This window comes from Corynebacterium sp. p3-SID1194, assembly GCF_025144155.1.
Taxonomy (GTDB): Bacteria; Actinomycetota; Actinomycetes; order Mycobacteriales; family Mycobacteriaceae; genus Corynebacterium.
The window spans coordinates 34,247-50,590 of the sequence record NZ_JALXWY010000013.1 but is presented as its reverse complement, the minus strand read 5'-3'; the positions used below and the strand labels follow the sequence as shown (position 1 = coordinate 50,590).

Genomic DNA, 16,344 nt, shown 5'->3' with positions numbered 1-16,344 from the left:
AATGGTCACCGTTTCTGATTTGACTGCGCCCGGCCGCACGATGGTCATGGGCATCCTCAACGTCACCGAAGACAGCTTTTCCGACGGCGGGAAGTGGCTCGACCGCGATGACGCCATCGCGCACGCCAAGGAACTCGTGGCCCAAGGCGCGGACATGATCGACGTCGGCGCGGAATCCACGCGACCAGGCGCAACGCGAGTTGACCCCGCCTTAGAAGTCGAGCGCGTCCGCCCCGTCATCGAAGCGCTGCACGCGGAAGGAATTCGCACGTCGGTGGACACGATGCGCGCGGCGACCGCACGCGCCGCAGCCGAGGCCGGCGTGGACATGATCAACGACGTCTCCGGCGGACTCGCCGACCCGGACATGTACGCCGTCATGGCAGAGACCGGACTGCCGGTATGCCTCATGCACTGGCGGACCGTTGAATTCGGCGATGCCGCTGGCTCCGCAGACCACGGCGGCGATGTCGTCGCCGATGTCCGCGACACCTTGAAGCGCCTGACCGGCAACGCCGTCGCCGCTGGCGTGGAGCACTCGCAGATCGTGCTGGACCCGGGCCTCGGCTTCGCTAAGACCGCTGCCGACAACTGGGCGCTGCTGCACGCTTTGCCGGAATTCATCTCTGGTGACCTGCCTGTTCTCGTCGGTGCGTCCCGCAAGCGCTTCCTCACTGAGATTCGCGCGAACCGCGGACTGGAGGCGAACCCGTCGCTCGCGGACCCCGCTACGGCGGCTGTCACCGCGGTCAGCGCGCACCTCGGCGCGTGGGGCGTGCGCGTCCACGAGGTCGACGTCTCCCGCGATGCCGTCGATGTCGCCGCGGCATGGCGTCGCGGCGCCGATTATGGAGGTGCGTAGATGGCCGACCGCATTCAGCTCACCGGCATCCGCGTCCACGCGGGCCACGGCGTCCTTCCGCACGAGGCGGAGTACGGCCAGCCGTTCATCGTGGATATCACCGCTTGGCTCGACTTCGCCGACGCCGCGCGCGATGACGACCTCACGAAAACGGTCAATTACGCGGAGCTCGCCACGCTTGCGGCGGACACGGTCACAGGCACGCGCCGCGCGCTTGTGGAGACAGTGGCCACGCAGATCGCCGAAGAAGCCATGACCGCATTCGCCCAGCTCCACGCCGTGGAGGTCACAGTGCACAAGCCGCATGCGCCAGTCGGGCTCGTGCTTGACGACGTCGCCGTCACCGCCCGCCGCTCCCGCAAATCCCCCGGCCTGCGCGCCGCGGACGGAAAGTAGGCCCCCACATGCGTGCTGTGCTGTCGACCGGGTCGAATATGGAGGACTCCCGCGCGCATCTCGCCTCCGTCGAAACCGATTTCGCCGACGAGCTCGTCGCCGCGTCCCGCATCTACCGCACCGCGCCGTGGGGCGGGGTGGAACAGCCCGACTTCTACAACCAGATCCTCATCGTCGACGTCGCGGAATCCCCGCATGAGCTCCTCGCGCGCTGCCAACGCCTCGAACACAACGCCCACCGCGTCCGCGATATTCGCTGGGGTCCGCGCACCCTCGACGTCGACATCATCGCGCTTTACGACGACACCGGTGCCGAACTCACCCTCGACACCCCCGATCTGACCGTCCCGCACCCGCGCGCCCACGAACGCGCCTTCGTCCTCGTCCCGTGGCTCGAGGTGGATGGGAAGGCACGGTTGGGTGGACGGGGCGTCGATAAGCTTGCTTTGACGCTTGACGACGAGGTGACCCCCGCATGACCCGCACCAACGTGACCGCCCTAGTCGGTGCCGCCGGCTTCTTCGCCGCCGCCACCCTGATTTTGGCCCGGCGGTTCTACGGCGCGTGGCAAACCATCTCCCCGCTATGGTCGTTGCCCATCTGGGGCGTTGCCGCGCTGTGCGTCTTTTTGATCGTGATGGTGCGCCGCCGCCGCAAGGAAGGCCGCATTGGCCTCGACCGCTCCCAAATCAACCCCATGATGATGGCTAATTTCATGGTCATCGGCAAAGCTAGCGCCTGGTCTGGGGCCATTCTCGGCGGAATCTTCCTCGGCCTCGCCGTGTGGGTGCTTCCCCGCCTGAGCACCCTCAGCGCCGCGCAAGCCGACCTCCCCGGCGTGATCTCTGGCACCCTCGCTACCGCCGCTTTGGCCGTTGCTGGTGTGATTCTTGAACGCTCCTGCGAAGTGTCGCCACCCGCCGAAGGCGAACCAGCGGGTTAAAGTGATGGACATGACTGCGGAAAACCGGTCGCGTGACGGCGGCAATGTGTGGATGATCGTCCTGATCGCTCTGGCACTCATCGCCACAGTGATTATGCTGTTCAGCGATTCCGCCGTGTGGCTACAAATCGCCCTCCTGGCCGCCCTGTGGGCCGCCATCTGCGGCTTCCTCCTCGTCACCCGCACCCGCAACGACCGTGACCGCGCCCGCGCCGAGCTCGACGCCCGCGAACGCGAATACCGTGCCGAGCTCGACGCCCTCCGCGCACGCAACGTCGCCGACCGCAACGCCCTCGAAGCTGCCCGCGCCGGTGAAGGCCTTCCGCCCGCCGTCGACACCGAGGTCCTCCGCGAGATCCGCGCCGAACTCGCCACCCTCCGCGCCCAGCTCGAAGACCTTTCCGGCCGCGAATTCGGCTACGAGCCCGCCGCCCTCCAAGCCGAGGCCCGCCGCGTCAAGGAGATCGAGGCCCGCGCCAGCCGCGTCGCCCCGCAGCATGAGCCGCAGGCACCGCAGCCTCAGCCCCAGCCGGCTCCGCAACCGGCCCAGCCCGCTCACCAGCTGCAGCATGAGCAGCCGGCGCCACAGCCGCAGCAGCGACCCCAGCAGCCGGCGCAGCCGACACCGCAGCCTGCACAGCCTGCCCCGGAGCCGACCCGCCAGCAGCAGCCTCAGCCGCAGCAAGCTCAGCCACAGCCGGCCCCGGCACCCGAGTGGCCGAAGCAGTGGCCCGAGCAGCCGCAGCACGGCGAGTCCACGCGTTGGGGCGCGCCCAACGAGAACGAAGTCACCTCCCGCATCACGCCGGTGCGCGACGCTGATGAGAAGCAAGCGATCAACGCGCTGACCAAGCAGCCCGGCCAGCAGCAGGCGCCGCAACAGCCTCAGCCGCAGCATGAGCAGCCGACACCGCAGCCGGCGCCGCATGTCCACCGCGGCCCGTCGTCGGACGCAGTCGCAGGTCGCGTCGGCTCGCACCGCGCGCCAGAGGGGCGTAACCCGCTGACGGATCTCATCCGCGAGCGTCAGGAAGAGCTCGACCGCGAGCGTGCCGAGCGCGAGCTCCAGCAGCGACAGGAGCAGGAAGCGCAGCAGCGCCGCGAACGTGAAGCACGCGAACGCGCGGAGCGTGAGCGTCGCGAGGAAGAAGCTCGTCGCGCAGAGGAAGCGCGCATTGCGGAGCAGGAGCGCCGGGAGGAAGAGGCCCGCCGTCGTGAGGCGGAGCTGGAGGCTGAATCCCGCGGCCGCCGCCGCGCGGATGAGAACCGCGACGGTGCGCTGACGGTCGCTGAGCTGCTCGCACGCAGCAAGAAAGGACGCTAGTGGTGGGACCGCGGCTGCGGGTGTGGGCGTCGGAAAGCGGAAAACTCGCGAGCGAACTCGCGCGCGTCGGGCACACGGTCACCGTCGACACGCCCGTTGCGGAGGCGGCGAACAACGATCTTTTGCTTATCGACGCCACCCCCTCCCTCATTTCCTCCCTCGAACCCCACGTCCGCCGCGGGCAGATGGTGCTGCACACCTCGCTGCGTGACGGAGTGCAGGTGCTCGACCCGCTGGAGGTTCGTGGCGCGGTGGTGATGGCTGCGCACCACATTTTCGACGACTTCTGGGTCACTGCCGCCGCTGACGAACTTGGTGACGCAACCGTGAACCTGCTCATCAGTGAGATCGGCGGCTCGCCCGTCCCGGTTACCGACGAGCAGCGGCCCACGCTGATGGCTGCGCAGCGCCTGCGCGCGCTCGAGTACGAAGTGCGTCTCGATGCCTACAACCTGCTGCGTGGCGTGATTCCCGGCCTTGCGGTGAAGGCCGACGATTTCATTCATGGAGCAGACCGCCCCTACGCGTACCCCGAAGACGCTGCGACGCTGGCGACGATCCGCGCCGCCTTCGCTGACCCGGCGGCGCGGGAGCTGTACGAGGGGTTGGAGGGGCGTCGTCAAGCGCGAACCGGTCGGCCGTACCCTTGAAGATATGAGTTTTGAACCTGGTAAAGCTGTCGTGGTCGGCGATCCCGCGCAGCTGGCGACGTACGGCCGCGCGTTCCGTAAGACCGGCAAGCGCGTGGTGCTCGTGCCGCTCGGAAAAGGCCTGCACGCAGGCCACATCGCGCTGATCCGCGCCGCGAAATCGCTGCTCGGCGGTGTCGTCATGGTGACCTACAGCGGCGACGAGGTCCCCGAGGACTTCGCGCGCGAGGGCGTCGATGTCGTCTTCCACGGCGACCTGCCCACCGACGTCCGCGTCGTCCCGCAGCTCGACCACCTCGAAGACCCGGCGCTTATCGCGCGGGCTGTCACGCGCACGATCGCCGCGATCAACGCCACCCACGCCACCGATGTCGTGGTGGGGGAGAAGGACTTCGAGGAGCTCGTCGCCCTCCAGCAAGCAGTGAGCGGCCTGCGCATGGAGGTGCTGCTGCACAGCCTGCCCACCGTGCGCGCGGGAAATGGTGTGGCCATGTCGCTGCGCAACGCCGACGTGCCCGAGCAATTCCAGGACGACGCGCTTGCCCTGTCCGCCGCGCTCACCGCCGGCGCGCACGCGGCCGAGCGCGGCCCCGACGCTGTTCTCGAGACCGCTCGCGGCGTCCTCGAGGCCGCCGGCGTCACCCCCGACTACCTCGCGCTGCGCTCCCTGTCGTTCGACGACACGCCCGCCATCGGCGACGCCCGCCTGCTCGCGGCCGCGCGCTTCGGCGACGTGCGCCTCATCGACAACGTCGGGGTGCCCGTCGGGGTCGGTTTCAAGCACATCGGCGAACAGCTTGAGCCTTAAAATAAACCGCGCGATATGTTTAATGCAGCAAATATTCCGTCATTTCCCGGCCATGCTTAAGGACCCCCGCTTTGGCACACCACAATTTCTACGACTCGCTCGGACTCGACCGCGGCAAGGACGCGGAAACGCTGGGCAAAATCATCGACGAGCGCCTCAATTCGCAATCGCTTAACGGCGCCACCCGCGACGAACTCCAACTCGCCCGCCTCATCCTCGGTGATTCCGGCCGCCGGAAGACCTACGACACGCGTCTCGACGACCCCACCGCCCCCACCATCGACGTCCCCGCCCTCCGGGAGATGGCCGCCGCCCCGTCATCGGACTCTTGCTCAGACTCTTCTCCGAAGCCTTCCTCGCAGTTCGGCTCGGCTGTAGCAGGCTCCACTTCTATTGCCGGCTCCGTTTCCAAGGCCGCGGCCGCTTCGAAACGCAATAAGCCGAAGCAGTATTTCCCGGACACGGACCCAGAGGCTGAGGCGGTGCGTCCCGGTCAGACTGAGCAGGGCCAGTCCACGCAGTCCCAGTCCACGCTCGGTGAGGCCCCGAACTGGGACTCCTTCTCGACGACGACCAACATCCCCCTTTACCAGGGGCCGAACACGGGATCGTTCCCGGGCCAGTACGGTTTCCAAAGCCAGAGCCAGCCGCAGTACGGCTACCCGGGGCAGACCCAGCAGGCCCCGCAGGGGCAGGTCCAGCCCGTGCAGCAGCCGACACAGCAGCCGGTCCAGCAGCCATTGCAGTCCGCAGAACCCGCGCAGCCAGCGCAGGACACGCAGTCCGAGGTAGCGACGAAGACCGAGAAGAAGGGCGGATCACCGTGGCTCGTCGGGGCGATCGTGCTGGAGCTCCTCGCGATCGCAGCGGGCTGCTGGTGGCTGTGGAGCAACAGCGGCGAGGACTGGAACGCCACGGAAGAAAAGATGGCGGACGCGTTCCCGCAGATCATCTCCGAAAAGAGCGGCCAAAAGGGTTGGCTGGGCATGAAGTGCAAGTCGATGACGCCGAATAGCGGCGAGGACGCGCGTATTCGTTGCTCGGATGAGAGTCTCGGAGTGAGCATCATCGACTACGGCACGGAGGCGAACCGCGACGCGCAACTGCCGGAGGGAGACGCGGAGGTCATCGGCAACAACGCGTGCTCGGCGCGCTCCTACAAGATGGAAGGAGTGACTCCGCCGGCGTACCGCATCGCACCGGAAAAGGAGGATGCGCAGTACTTGCTCGTCGTCAATGGCGGCGAGGCAGAGAGCAAGCGCATGTACTTGAACCTCTGCGAGAAAACGCGTGGCTAGAAGCCGGCACGTGCGCAATCACCCCGCACGGACACCTCGACGACCCGCCTGTGTGGACCCTTCCTGACTATTGGTGAGCAGAAGCGACTACGGTAGAGCATCGTGACTACCCAGGACCTTTCAGAGCAGCAACAGATCCGCCGCGCAAAGCGCGAAAAACTCCTCGAGCAGGGCAAGGACGCGTACCCGGTGGAGGTGGACCGGACGACGTCGTTAAGCGAATTGCGCGAGAAATACTCCGTCGTTGAATCTGGCGCTGACGGGGTGACCACCCTGGAAGCTGGCCAGGAGACGCAGGACGAGGTCGCGGTCGCAGGCCGCATCATGTTCCAGCGCAACACAGGCAAGCTTTGCTTTGCGACGCTTCAAGAAGGCGACGGCACCCAACTCCAGGTCATGCTCTCCCTGGCTGAAGTCGGCGAAGAAGCTCTCGCTGATTGGAAGTCCGACACCGACCTGGGCGATATCGTCTCCGTGCGCGGCCGTGTCATCGCGTCCAAGCGCGGCGAGCTGTCCGTCATGGCGAAGTCCTGGCACATGGCCTCCAAGGCGCTGCGACCACTGCCCGTCGCGTTCGCCGACATGAACGAAGAGCAGCGTGTGCGCTACCGCTACACCGACCTGATCATGCGCGAAGACGCCCGCAAAAATGCGCTGACCCGCATCAAGGTCATCGCTGCGCTGCGCAAGTACCTCACGGGCCTGGACTTCGTCGAGGTGGAAACCCCGATGCTGCAGACGCTCCACGGCGGCGCCGCCGCGCGCCCGTTCGAGACGCACTCCAACGCTCTCGACATCGACCTGTTCCTGCGCATCGCGCCCGAGCTCTACCTCAAGCGCTGCGTCGTCGGCGGCCTCGAGCGTGTCTTCGAGATCAACCGCAACTTCCGCAACGAAGGCGTCGATTCCTCTCACAGCCCCGAATTCACCATGATGGAGACCTACCAGGCATGGGGCACCTACAAAGAAGGTGCCGAAACCATCAAGGGCGCCGTCCAGTTCTGCGCACAGGAAGTCTTCGGGTCCACCACCGTCACGCTTGCCGACGGCACCTCCTACGACCTCGGCGGCGAATGGAAAGTCCTGGAGATGTACCCGTCCCTCAACGAGGCGCTGGCGCGCAAATTCCCCGGCCAGCCCGAGGTGACCATCGACTCCACCGTCGACGAACTCAAGGCCATCGCCGCCGAAATCGGCCTCAAAGTGCCTGAAAACGCCGGCTGGGGCCACGGCAAACTCGTCGAGGAGATCTGGGAAGAGCTCTGCTCCGACCAGCTCTACGAACCGACCTTCGTGATCAACTTCCCTGTCGAGACCTCCCCGCTTACCCGCGACCACCGTGAAAAGCCGCGCGTGACCGAGAAGTGGGACCTCTACGTCCGCGGCTTCGAGTTGGCCACTGGCTACTCCGAGCTCGTCGACCCGGTCATCCAGCGCGAACGCTTCGAAGACCAAGCCCGCCTCGCCGCCGACGGCGACGACGAAGCCATGGTCCTTGACGAAGACTTCCTCGCCGCCATGGAACAGGGCATGCCGCCCACAGCCGGCACCGGCATGGGCATCGACCGCCTGCTCATGGCCCTGACCGGCCTTGGCATCCGCGAGACCGTTCTCTTCCCGATGGTGCGCCCCGAAGCGTAGCCGCGTAAAAATCATACCCGGGACCTCGCATTTTTCCTGGCTGCACGATACAGTCTGACTTGTTATTCGAATAGTCGAAAGGACCCACTTCGATGAGCACTTCCTGGCAGGGCAACTCCTACGGCCAGCAGTACGACAGGGACGGCATGCCGGTGAATAATTCCGGTGCAGGTTCCAGCAACTACTACGCGGCGTTCGCACAGCCGGGTCAGCAGCCTGTCCAGCAGCCGCAGGCGGCAGCGGTGCCGGCTCAGTACGCGCAGCCGGCTCAGTACGCGCAGCCGCAGCCGTACAACCAGTACCCGCCGATGATGAACCCACCGAAGAGCAAGGCCGTTGCGGCTTTGTTGTTCTTCTTCCTGGGTGGTTTCGGCGCCGGTAACTTCTACATGGGGCAGAACAACCTGGGTGTCACGAAGCTGGTACTGATGTTCTTTGGTTTCATCACGTCGTTCTTCATCATCGGCCTCTTTGTGATGATGGCGGTCGGCTTGTGGGCGCTGGTGGAGATGATCATGGTGCTCTCCGGTAGCGGCGGCTACGACCGTGACGCGAACGGCGTGCCGCTGCAGTAGCTGCAGTCACCACGTTTGAGGACCTGGGCGCTCCTAGCTGAGCGGTGCCCGGGTCCTTTTGTTTGGGCGTAGGCTCGATGGCTAGCTACGTCCACGGAAAGGTTCGCGAATGACTGACAGGGTGGTTCTCCACGGCATCGGCGTCTCGTCGGGGATAGCGTCGGGGCCTGCGGTGGTAGTGGCGCCGGCGGTGGGAATCGACCTGGATGAGCCAGCATCGGCGGACGCGGAGGTCGACGGACAGCGTGTGCGCGAAGCGCTCGACCAGGTCGCTGCCGGGTTATCGGAGAGTGCGGCGCATGCAGAGGGCGACGCCAAGGAGATCCTCGAGGCCACCGCCGCATTGGCGAAGGACCGCGGCCTGATCAGGAGCATCGACAAGGAGCTGAAGAACGGCAAGGGCGTCACGGCTGCTGTGCACGCCGCCGTGGAGGTCTACGCGAAGAAGCTGCGCAAGATCGGCGGCTACATGGCCGAGCGTGTGACCGACCTCTACGACATTCGCGATCGCGCGACAGCGCGTCTCCGCGGACTACCGGAGCCCGGCATTCCCGATCTCACGGAGCCCAGCATCATCGTTGCGCACGATCTCGCGCCTGCGGAAACGGCGACGCTCGACCGCAGCAAGGTCCTGGGCATCGTCACGGAGGCGGGCGGCGCGACGTCGCACACGGCGATTCTCGCAGCACAGCTCGACATTCCAGCCGTCGTCAAGGTCGCAGGAATCACCGAGTCGCTTATCGACGCCACCCCCCTCGCCCTCGATTCCTCCCTCTCCCTCGTCTTCCTCGCGCCGACCCCTGAAGACATCGCGGAACTTGAAAAGCGCTTCCGTCGCCGCGCAAAAGCCCTCGCCGGTTCTGCCGGTCCGGGTGTTACCAAGGACGGCCATCCGGTGAAGCTGCTGGCCAATATCGGCACCGCTGCCGATGCCGTCTCCGCCGCCGCCTTGGATTTGGAAGGTTCCGGGCTGTTCCGCACCGAGTTTCTCTTCCTGGGACGCGAGGAAGCCCCGACTGTCGAGGAGCAGACAGCGACATACACCGCTGTCCTGGAGGCATTCGGCGACCGCCGCGTTGTCGTCCGCACTCTTGACGCGGGTGCCGACAAGCCGCTTGCCTTCGCCGACCTCGGCCCTGAGGAAAACCCGGCCCTCGGCAAGCGCGGCGTGCGCCTGACCCAGGTCCGGGAAGACCTCATGGACAACCAGCTCGCTGCACTCGCCGCCGCACAGGAAGCTGTTCCGTCGTCCGACCTGTGGGTCATGGCTCCGATGGTGGGGACGGGGGAGGAGGTCGAGTGGTTCGTCGATAAGTGCCGTTCTGTTGGCTTGCCGAGAGCCGGAATAATGGTGGAAACCCCCGCCGCGGCAATCCGCTCCGCTGATCTGCTCGCGCTTGCCGACTTCGCCTCCATCGGCACCAACGACCTCTCCCAGTACACAATGGCCGCCGACCGACTGCAGGGCGACCTCGCCGCACTGCTGTCCCCGTGGCAGCCCGCCGTTCTCTCCATGATCCGTGAGACGTGCCGCGGCGGCGACGCGACCGGCAGCGATATCGGCGTGTGCGGTGAAGCCGGCGGCGACCCGCTGCTCGCCCTTGTCCTCATTGGTCTCGGCGTGTCATCGTTGTCCATGGCCCCGTCGAAGGTTCCCGCTGTCCGTGCTGCCCTCGCGCTTCACGACCTCGCCACCTGCCGCGAAATCGCCTCCCGCGCCCTCGCCGCCACCACCGCCGATGCCGCCCGCGCCGGTGCACTCGAACTCGCAGCACCAGTTCTCCGCGACCTTTGCGCCCGTTAGCACCCCCTTGTGACCTGCCCGTTTAGGCGATGTCTACTGAAGTAGACATTGTTTGGTGGATCTCGGGTTGCGCGCGGTTTAACGTTTGTGCCGTGAACGATTTTGACGCGTTTCTAACAACACTCGGCAGTCCGATGGACATCCTGGCTGGTTTCGACCGTCAGGCTGCTCAGGCTGCCGGCGTCAAACCCACCACGTATATCGAGTGGGGAAAAGCCCACGAGACCTACTTCGGCACGACCCGCTCCACCCGTAAGCAAGCCCACGCGGTACGCATCGCCCGCGAAACCGGTAAATCACTCGACCAGATCCTGTTTATCGAACAACAAGTCCGCACCTTGGGCACCGAGAAGGAGAAGTGGACAATCCGCCTCGCCTTGTTGTCTGTGCGCGGGAACTACGAGACGTTGAAACGCCGCGCCAAAGACATCGTCCCCGAGGTGGATACACCTGCCCCTGAGTCGTCGGTGCGGTTTGGTAAGGAGCGGAAAGGTAAGCGCACCTTTAGTGCCACTGGTGATGCGAGGGATATTGCTGCCCTTGAGTACGCGCTGCGTCAAAACCTCGATGCTAATCGTCCTGAGGGTCCGCAGATGTACGAGGCATTCCACGACTTGCTGCATAAGGATGGTGCTGTCGCTGATGCTGTTCCACGCCCGCTGGTGCAGATCCCGCTGGCGGATTACATCAAGGTCCTCGGTGGCCAAGGTGATGACACCATCCTGGGGTTGTCTGATGGCACGACGATGACTGGTGCGGAGTATTTGGCGCACCATCACTCCAAAGACCTTGAGGTGGCGCTGTTCCACCCGCAGGTAGGTCCGGTGAATCTGTACAACACGAAACGGTTCGCTAATAAGAAACAACGTGATCTCGCCCGGGCAACACTGACGACGTGTCCTGTGCCGGATTGTCGGCATGCTGCCGATAACTGCGAGGTCCACCACATTGAACCGTGGGCCCGGGGTGGGCCGACGAATATGAACAACCTGTCGGTGTTGTGCAGGTATCACAACCGCACCAACGATGATGACCCCGACAGGCACAACAGGGGTCGAATACAGATGCGCGATGGGACACCGACATGGATCTCACCGCGCGGAACACCAGTGGCGAACAGCACGCACCAATACGGTGCGATGCACCTGTTGTTCGGGAAATAACGAAAAGGCCGCAGACACAGTCTGACCACGCTTATCGCGTGAGTCAGGCATGTCCACGGCCAGTTCGGCGCGCCCGAAAACTAGCGCATGAGGTCGCGGCCGTACAAGTGCGCCCGAAGGCCGGCCCGAGGATCACTGTTGGTTCAACTCGGAGGCCTTGGGGCCGGCGGGGCTTGGTTTGAGCTCTGATTCGTGATTCGGGCTGGAGTCTCGGCGGAGGAGTCGTCCGCGTCCTGGGCGGGGCGGAGCTTGCGGGGGAGCTTCCCTTTCTTCCACAGGGAATACCCGATGATTCGGCGCAGCAGGAGCGATATACCCACTACCGCGAAGGTGGTGGAGAAGAGGGCGAGGAGGGAGGAAGACTCGTCGGCACGCATCTCGATCATGATCGGCAGGACGATTCCGGCGGCGATGAACGCCACGTCTCCCACGAAGTTCGTCACGCGCAGAAAAAGCAGCGGAAACGACAGCATGAAGACGAACAACAGGGCCACCACCAACGGCACGAAGACAAAAGCGGAGGTGAATCCTGCGTCAGTCCCGGTGCCCGAGGTGTCCGCAACTACGGTCGCGATGAGATAAACAAGCGCGACGATCTCCAGCATGGGCACGATGAGTGCCGGGTAATCCCATAGCCGGGGGACCTGGCGAGCCTTGGGCGGGCGCGAGTTCGTCATGCCTAGAAAGTCTAGATACCTCACCGCGGCCGCGCCGAGCTGAAACTTGGCGGATTCAGCCGGGGCGAGCTGGAGCGATTGCTGCCGGGTGCGCGGTGCAGAATTGCGCGCCCCGCAGCCGATCCGACGTGGGCAAACGGTTACGAGAGCGTCGCGTACATGATGGCCTTGATGGTGTGCATGCGGTTTTCGGCTTCGTCGAAGACCTTTGATTGGGGGGATTCGAAGACGTCGTTGGTGACTTCCATTTCGGTGATGCCAAATTTTTGGGCGATGTCAGCGCCGATTTCGGTCTTGGTGTCGTGGTAGGAGGGGAGGCAGTGCATGAAGATGGCGTCGGGGGAGGCTTTGGCCATGACGGCGGAGGTGACGCGGTAGGGCTCGAGAAGTCGGATGCGTTCTTCCCAGATGTCGTCGGGTTCGCCCATGGAGACCCAGATGTCGGTGTAGACGACGTGGGCGCCGGTGACAGCTTCGTCGACATCTTCGGTGAGGGTGATGGGGGCGGAGGTGGGGAGGGCAGTGCAGGCGTCGATAAGCTCTTGCTCTGGCATTTGCTCCTTCGGGCCGCACGCGACGAAATGAATGCCGAGTTTGGCGCAGACGACCATGAGGGAATTGGCGACGTTGTTGCGCGCGTCGCCCATGTAGACGAGCTTGAGGCCGCGCAGTCCTTGCGGGAATTTTTCCTCGATGGTGAGCATGTCGGCGATCATTTGGGTGGGGTGGAATTCGGTGGTCAGGCCGTTCCAAACGGGGACGCCGGCGTTTTCGGCGAGCTCCTCGACGATCTCTTGGCCGAAACCGCGGTATTCAATGCCGTCGAACATGCGGCCCAAAACGCGCGCGGTGTCGGCGATGGATTCTTTCTTGCCCATCTGCGACGACCCGGGTTCGAGGTACGTGACACCCATGCCGAGGTCGTGACCTGCGACTTCGAACGAGCAGCGGGTGCGCGTCGACGTTTTCTCAAAAAGCAGCACGATATTTTTGCCCTCGAGGTAGCGGTGCGGCGTGCCAGCGAGCTTGAGGTTTTTGAACTGCCGCGACAGATCGATGAGGTACCGGATTTCATCGGGCGTGAAATCGAGCAGCTTCAGAAAATTGCGGCCGGACAGACTGATAGGCATTGGGGAGCTCCTTCTCGTTTCCATCCAATTTACGCATTTCGCTTAACGACGCCCACCCCCCGTTCGCTACCAGCGAACAGCCCCAGGAGCTGCTGTTTTGCGGTGTTTTTCTGATTTGTCCTTTCGAGGCGGGATTGCCTCGTGTACGTGCGCGTTATGGTGGGTGGAACTTAAATTTAGAGACTTAGCCAAAAAGGGGTTGCCACATGTTCGAGCGGTTTACTGACCGTGCACGTCGCGTGATCGTGCTGGCCCAGCAGGAAGCTCGCGACCTGAACCACAATTACATCGGCACCGAGCACATTCTGCTCGGTCTGATTCAGGAGGGCGAGGGCGTTGCTGCCAAGGCTCTAGAGTCGATGGGGATCAACCTCGAGGACGTGCGCCGCGAGGTCATCGACATTATCGGCCGCGGTTCGCAGCCGCACACAGGTCATGTGCCGTTCACGCCGCGCGCGAAGAAGGTGCTGGAGCTCGCTCTGCGTGAAGGACTGCAGATGGGCCACAAGTACATCGGCACCGAATTCCTGCTGCTCGGCCTGATCCGCGAAGGTGAGGGTGTTGCTGCTCAGGTGCTGATCAAGCTCGGCGCGGATCTGCCGCGCGTGCGCCAGCAGGTCATCCAGCTGCTCTCGGGTTACGAGGGTGGCGACGGCCAGAATCCCGAGGTCGCCGAAGGTCAGAGCAGTGGCCCGAGCCTTGCCGGTGCCGGTTCTAGCCAGGGCGGCATGGGCGGCCCGCGCGGTGGCGGCGGCGAGCGTTCCAACTCGCTCGTGCTCGACCAGTTCGGCCGCAACCTGACCGCCGCCGCGAAGGAAGGCAAGCTCGACCCGGTCGTGGGGCGCGACAAGGAGATCGAGCGCATCATGCAGGTGCTCTCGCGCCGCACCAAGAACAACCCGGTGCTGATCGGCGAGCCCGGCGTGGGCAAGACCGCTGTCGTCGAGGGCCTAGCGTTGGACATCGCCAACGGCAAGGTCCCGGAGACGCTGAAGGACAAGCAGGTCTACTCGCTCGACCTGGGCTCCCTCGTCGCGGGTTCCCGTTACCGCGGCGATTTCGAGGAGCGCCTGAAGAAGGTGCTCAAGGAGATCAACCAGCGCGGCGACATCATCCTGTTCATCGACGAGATCCACACTCTCGTCGGTGCCGGCGCTGCCGAGGGAGCCATCGACGCGGCTTCCCTGCTGAAGCCGAAGCTGGCCCGCGGCGAGCTCCAGACCATCGGTGCGACCACGCTCGACGAGTACCGCAAGCACATCGAGAAGGATGCCGCCCTCGAGCGCCGCTTCCAGCCCGTGCAGGTCGACGAGCCGAGCATCGACGACACCATCTTGATCCTCAAGGGTCTGCGCGACCGCTACGAGGCGCACCACCGCGTGTCCTACACCGACGACGCGCTGGCCGCCGCCGCGAACCTGTCCGACCGCTACATCAACGACCGCTTCCTGCCGGACAAGGCCGTCGATCTTCTCGACGAGGCCGGCGCCCGCATGCGCATCAAGCGCATGACCGCGCCGAAGGGCCTGCGCGACGTCGACGACCGCATCGCCGATGTCCGCAAGGAAAAGGAAGCGGCGATCGACGCCCAGGACTTCGAGAAGGCCGCTGGCCTTCGCGACACCGAGCGCAAGCTGGGTGAGGAGCGCGCCGAGAAGGAGAAGCAGTGGCGCTCCGGCGAGCTTGAGGACATCGCCGAGGTCGGCGAGGAGCAGATCGCCGACGTGCTGGCCCACTGGACCGGCATTCCGGTGTTCAAGCTCACCGAGTCCGAGTCGTCGCGCCTGCTCAACATGGAAGAAGAGCTGCACAAGCGCATCATCGGCCAGGACGACGCCGTCAAGGCGGTCTCCCGCGCCATCCGCCGCACCCGCGCTGGCCTGAAGGACCCGCGCCGCCCGTCCGGCTCGTTCATCTTCGCCGGCCCGTCCGGTGTAGGTAAGACCGAGCTGTCGAAGGCGCTCGCGGAGTTCCTCTTCGGTGAAGAGGACGCCCTCATCCAGGTCGACATGGGCGAATTCCACGACCGCTTCACCGCCTCCCGCCTGTTCGGCGCGCCTCCGGGCTACGTCGGCTACGAGGAGGGTGGCCAGCTCACCGAGAAGGTGCGTCGCAAGCCGTTCTCCGTCGTGCTTTTCGACGAGATCGAGAAGGCCCACAAGGAGATCTACAACACCCTGTTGCAGGTGCTCGAAGAAGGCCGGCTTACCGACGGCCAGGGTCGCAATGTCGACTTCAAGAACACCGTTTTGATCTTCACCTCGAACCTGGGCACCTCCGACATCTCGAAGGCTGTCGGAATCGGCTTCACTGGCGACAGCTCCACGGATGCCGACGCCCAGTACGAGCGCATGAAGAACAAGGTTCACGACGAGCTGAAGAAGCACTTCCGCCCCGAGTTCTTGAACCGTATCGACGAGATCGTCGTCTTCCACCAGCTCACCCAGGAGCAAATCGTGGAGATGGTCGAGCTTCTCACGCAGCGCCTCGAGAAGAACCTCGCCGCCCAAGACATGGGTATCGAGCTCTCGAGCGCCGCCAAGAACCTCCTCGCCGCCCGCGGCTTCGACCCGGTTCTCGGCGCCCGCCCGCTCCGACGCACCTTGCAGCGCGAAATCGAGGATGTTCTCTCCGAGAAGATCCTCTTCGGCGAGATCGGTGCCGGCGAGATCATCGAGGTCGACGTCACAAACTGGGACGGCAAGACCGACAGCCCGCGCGACTACGAGAAGGCCGAGTTCACCTTCACCCCGAAGCCGAAGCCTTTGCCTGAGGAGACCTTCGGCGACCTCGACGAGGACGATGTCCGCGACATCGCCCCGGAGGACGGCCATGAGGACGTGCAAATTCGCGCGACCACTCCGCCGGAATCCACGGACCCAGAGAACGGCCCTGACGCTTCCGGCAGCGACTCCGTCGTTGACGCCGACGCCGATGCCGATGCCGACGTCGGCGGCGCGGCAGGCACAGACACGCTTGAGCCCCCGCGCGGAGACGAGAGCAACGGCGACGGTGATGCCGACGGCGACGACGGCGAAAAAGCCTAAGCTCTAGCTTCGGCGCCCTGCGCACC

At 64.8% G+C, this 16,344-nt stretch carries 15 protein-coding genes; 13 read left to right on the top strand and 2 right to left on the bottom strand.

What is annotated here, in order from left to right; all coding sequences use genetic code 11:
- Nucleotide 1 precedes the first annotated feature (1 nt).
- The 12 genes from folP to M3G19_RS08905 all read left to right on the top strand — a co-directional run bounded on the left by folP (nt 2) and on the right by M3G19_RS08905 (nt 11,464).
- Nucleotides 2–862, top strand: a complete 861-nt coding sequence (folP, locus tag M3G19_RS08960; protein ID WP_259902260.1) for a dihydropteroate synthase — start codon at nt 2–4, stop codon at nt 860–862.
- The gene (gene folB, locus M3G19_RS08955; protein WP_259902259.1) at nt 863–1,258 is read left to right on the top strand and encodes a dihydroneopterin aldolase; all 396 of its coding nucleotides are present in this window, start codon (nt 863–865) and stop codon (nt 1,256–1,258) included.
- An 8-nt stretch (nt 1,259–1,266) separates the two neighbouring features.
- A complete protein-coding gene (folK, locus tag M3G19_RS08950) occupies nt 1,267–1,737 on the top strand; it encodes a 2-amino-4-hydroxy-6-hydroxymethyldihydropteridine diphosphokinase (protein ID WP_259902258.1) in 471 nt (156 codons plus the stop codon).
- Nucleotides 1,734–2,201 carry a DUF3180 domain-containing protein gene (locus M3G19_RS08945; protein WP_259902257.1) on the top strand — a complete coding sequence of 156 codons (468 nt, stop codon included), beginning with the start codon at nt 1,734–1,736 and terminating at the stop codon, nt 2,199–2,201. The genes folK and M3G19_RS08945 overlap by 4 nt, the downstream gene beginning before the upstream one ends.
- 10 nt (nt 2,202–2,211) lie before the next feature.
- Nucleotides 2,212–3,525, top strand: a complete 1,314-nt coding sequence (locus M3G19_RS08940) for a DUF6779 domain-containing protein (protein WP_259902256.1) — start codon at nt 2,212–2,214, stop codon at nt 3,523–3,525.
- Between the two features lie 2 nt (nt 3,526–3,527).
- Complete coding sequence (locus tag M3G19_RS08935; RefSeq protein ID WP_259902255.1) at nt 3,528–4,175, top strand: hypothetical protein; 648 nt, start codon at nt 3,528–3,530, stop codon at nt 4,173–4,175.
- A 4-nt stretch (nt 4,176–4,179) separates the two neighbouring features.
- Entirely contained in the window at nt 4,180–4,983 is an 804-nt protein-coding gene (locus M3G19_RS08930; protein WP_259902254.1) for a pantoate--beta-alanine ligase, read from the top strand.
- Nucleotides 4,984–5,054: 71 nt separating this feature from the next.
- Nucleotides 5,055–6,281: a hypothetical protein gene (locus M3G19_RS08925; protein ID WP_259902253.1), complete on the top strand. Its 1,227-nt coding sequence runs from the start codon at nt 5,055–5,057 to the stop codon at nt 6,279–6,281.
- A 102-nt stretch (nt 6,282–6,383) separates the two neighbouring features.
- Complete coding sequence (lysS, locus tag M3G19_RS08920) at nt 6,384–7,922, top strand: lysine--tRNA ligase (RefSeq protein WP_259902252.1); 1,539 nt, start codon at nt 6,384–6,386, stop codon at nt 7,920–7,922.
- Between the two features lie 92 nt (nt 7,923–8,014).
- Nucleotides 8,015–8,497, top strand: a complete 483-nt coding sequence (locus M3G19_RS08915; RefSeq protein WP_259902251.1) for an NINE protein — start codon at nt 8,015–8,017, stop codon at nt 8,495–8,497.
- Between the two features lie 109 nt (nt 8,498–8,606).
- Entirely contained in the window at nt 8,607–10,301 is a 1,695-nt protein-coding gene (gene ptsP / locus M3G19_RS08910) for a phosphoenolpyruvate--protein phosphotransferase (protein WP_259902250.1), read from the top strand.
- A gap of 92 nt (nt 10,302–10,393) precedes the next feature.
- Nucleotides 10,394–11,464: an HNH endonuclease signature motif containing protein gene (locus M3G19_RS08905; protein WP_259902249.1), complete on the top strand. Its 1,071-nt coding sequence runs from the start codon at nt 10,394–10,396 to the stop codon at nt 11,462–11,464.
- 143 nt (nt 11,465–11,607) lie between these two features.
- On the opposite strand, the gene M3G19_RS08900 is transcribed toward M3G19_RS08905, so the two are convergent.
- On the bottom strand, nt 11,608–12,141 hold the full coding sequence (locus M3G19_RS08900; RefSeq protein WP_259902248.1) for a hypothetical protein: 534 nt from the start codon (nt 12,139–12,141) through the stop codon (nt 11,608–11,610).
- A gap of 140 nt (nt 12,142–12,281) precedes the next feature.
- Nucleotides 12,282–13,271 carry an ornithine carbamoyltransferase gene (gene argF, locus M3G19_RS08895; protein WP_259902247.1) on the bottom strand — a complete coding sequence of 330 codons (990 nt, stop codon included), beginning with the start codon at nt 13,269–13,271 and terminating at the stop codon, nt 12,282–12,284.
- A gap of 206 nt (nt 13,272–13,477) precedes the next feature.
- Here argF and M3G19_RS08890 point away from each other — a divergent pair, with 206 nt between their 5' ends.
- Nucleotides 13,478–16,318, top strand: coding sequence for an ATP-dependent Clp protease ATP-binding subunit (locus tag M3G19_RS08890; RefSeq protein WP_259902246.1), 2,841 nt, complete (start codon nt 13,478–13,480; stop codon nt 16,316–16,318).
- Nucleotides 16,319–16,344 lie beyond the last annotated feature (26 nt).

Bases quoted from the DNA above. Each gene is read 5' to 3' on its own strand.
- folB (WP_259902259.1), top strand. From the start codon at position 863: ATGGCCGACCGCATTCAGCTCACCGGCATCCGCGTCCACGCGGGCCAC.
- M3G19_RS08900 (WP_259902248.1), bottom strand. From the start codon at position 12,141: ATGACGAACTCGCGCCCGCCCAAGGCTCGCCAGGTCCCCCGGCTATGG.
- M3G19_RS08890 (WP_259902246.1), top strand. From the start codon at position 13,478: ATGTTCGAGCGGTTTACTGACCGTGCACGTCGCGTGATCGTGCTGGCC.
- M3G19_RS08940 (WP_259902256.1), top strand. From the start codon at position 2,212: ATGACTGCGGAAAACCGGTCGCGTGACGGCGGCAATGTGTGGATGATC.
- M3G19_RS08930 (WP_259902254.1), top strand. From the start codon at position 4,180: ATGAGTTTTGAACCTGGTAAAGCTGTCGTGGTCGGCGATCCCGCGCAG.
- M3G19_RS08915 (WP_259902251.1), top strand. From the start codon at position 8,015: ATGAGCACTTCCTGGCAGGGCAACTCCTACGGCCAGCAGTACGACAGG.
- ptsP (WP_259902250.1), top strand. From the start codon at position 8,607: ATGACTGACAGGGTGGTTCTCCACGGCATCGGCGTCTCGTCGGGGATA.
- folK (WP_259902258.1), top strand. From the start codon at position 1,267: ATGCGTGCTGTGCTGTCGACCGGGTCGAATATGGAGGACTCCCGCGCG.
- folP (WP_259902260.1), top strand. From the start codon at position 2: ATGGTCACCGTTTCTGATTTGACTGCGCCCGGCCGCACGATGGTCATG.
- argF (WP_259902247.1), bottom strand. From the start codon at position 13,271: ATGCCTATCAGTCTGTCCGGCCGCAATTTTCTGAAGCTGCTCGATTTC.
- M3G19_RS08945 (WP_259902257.1), top strand. From the start codon at position 1,734: ATGACCCGCACCAACGTGACCGCCCTAGTCGGTGCCGCCGGCTTCTTC.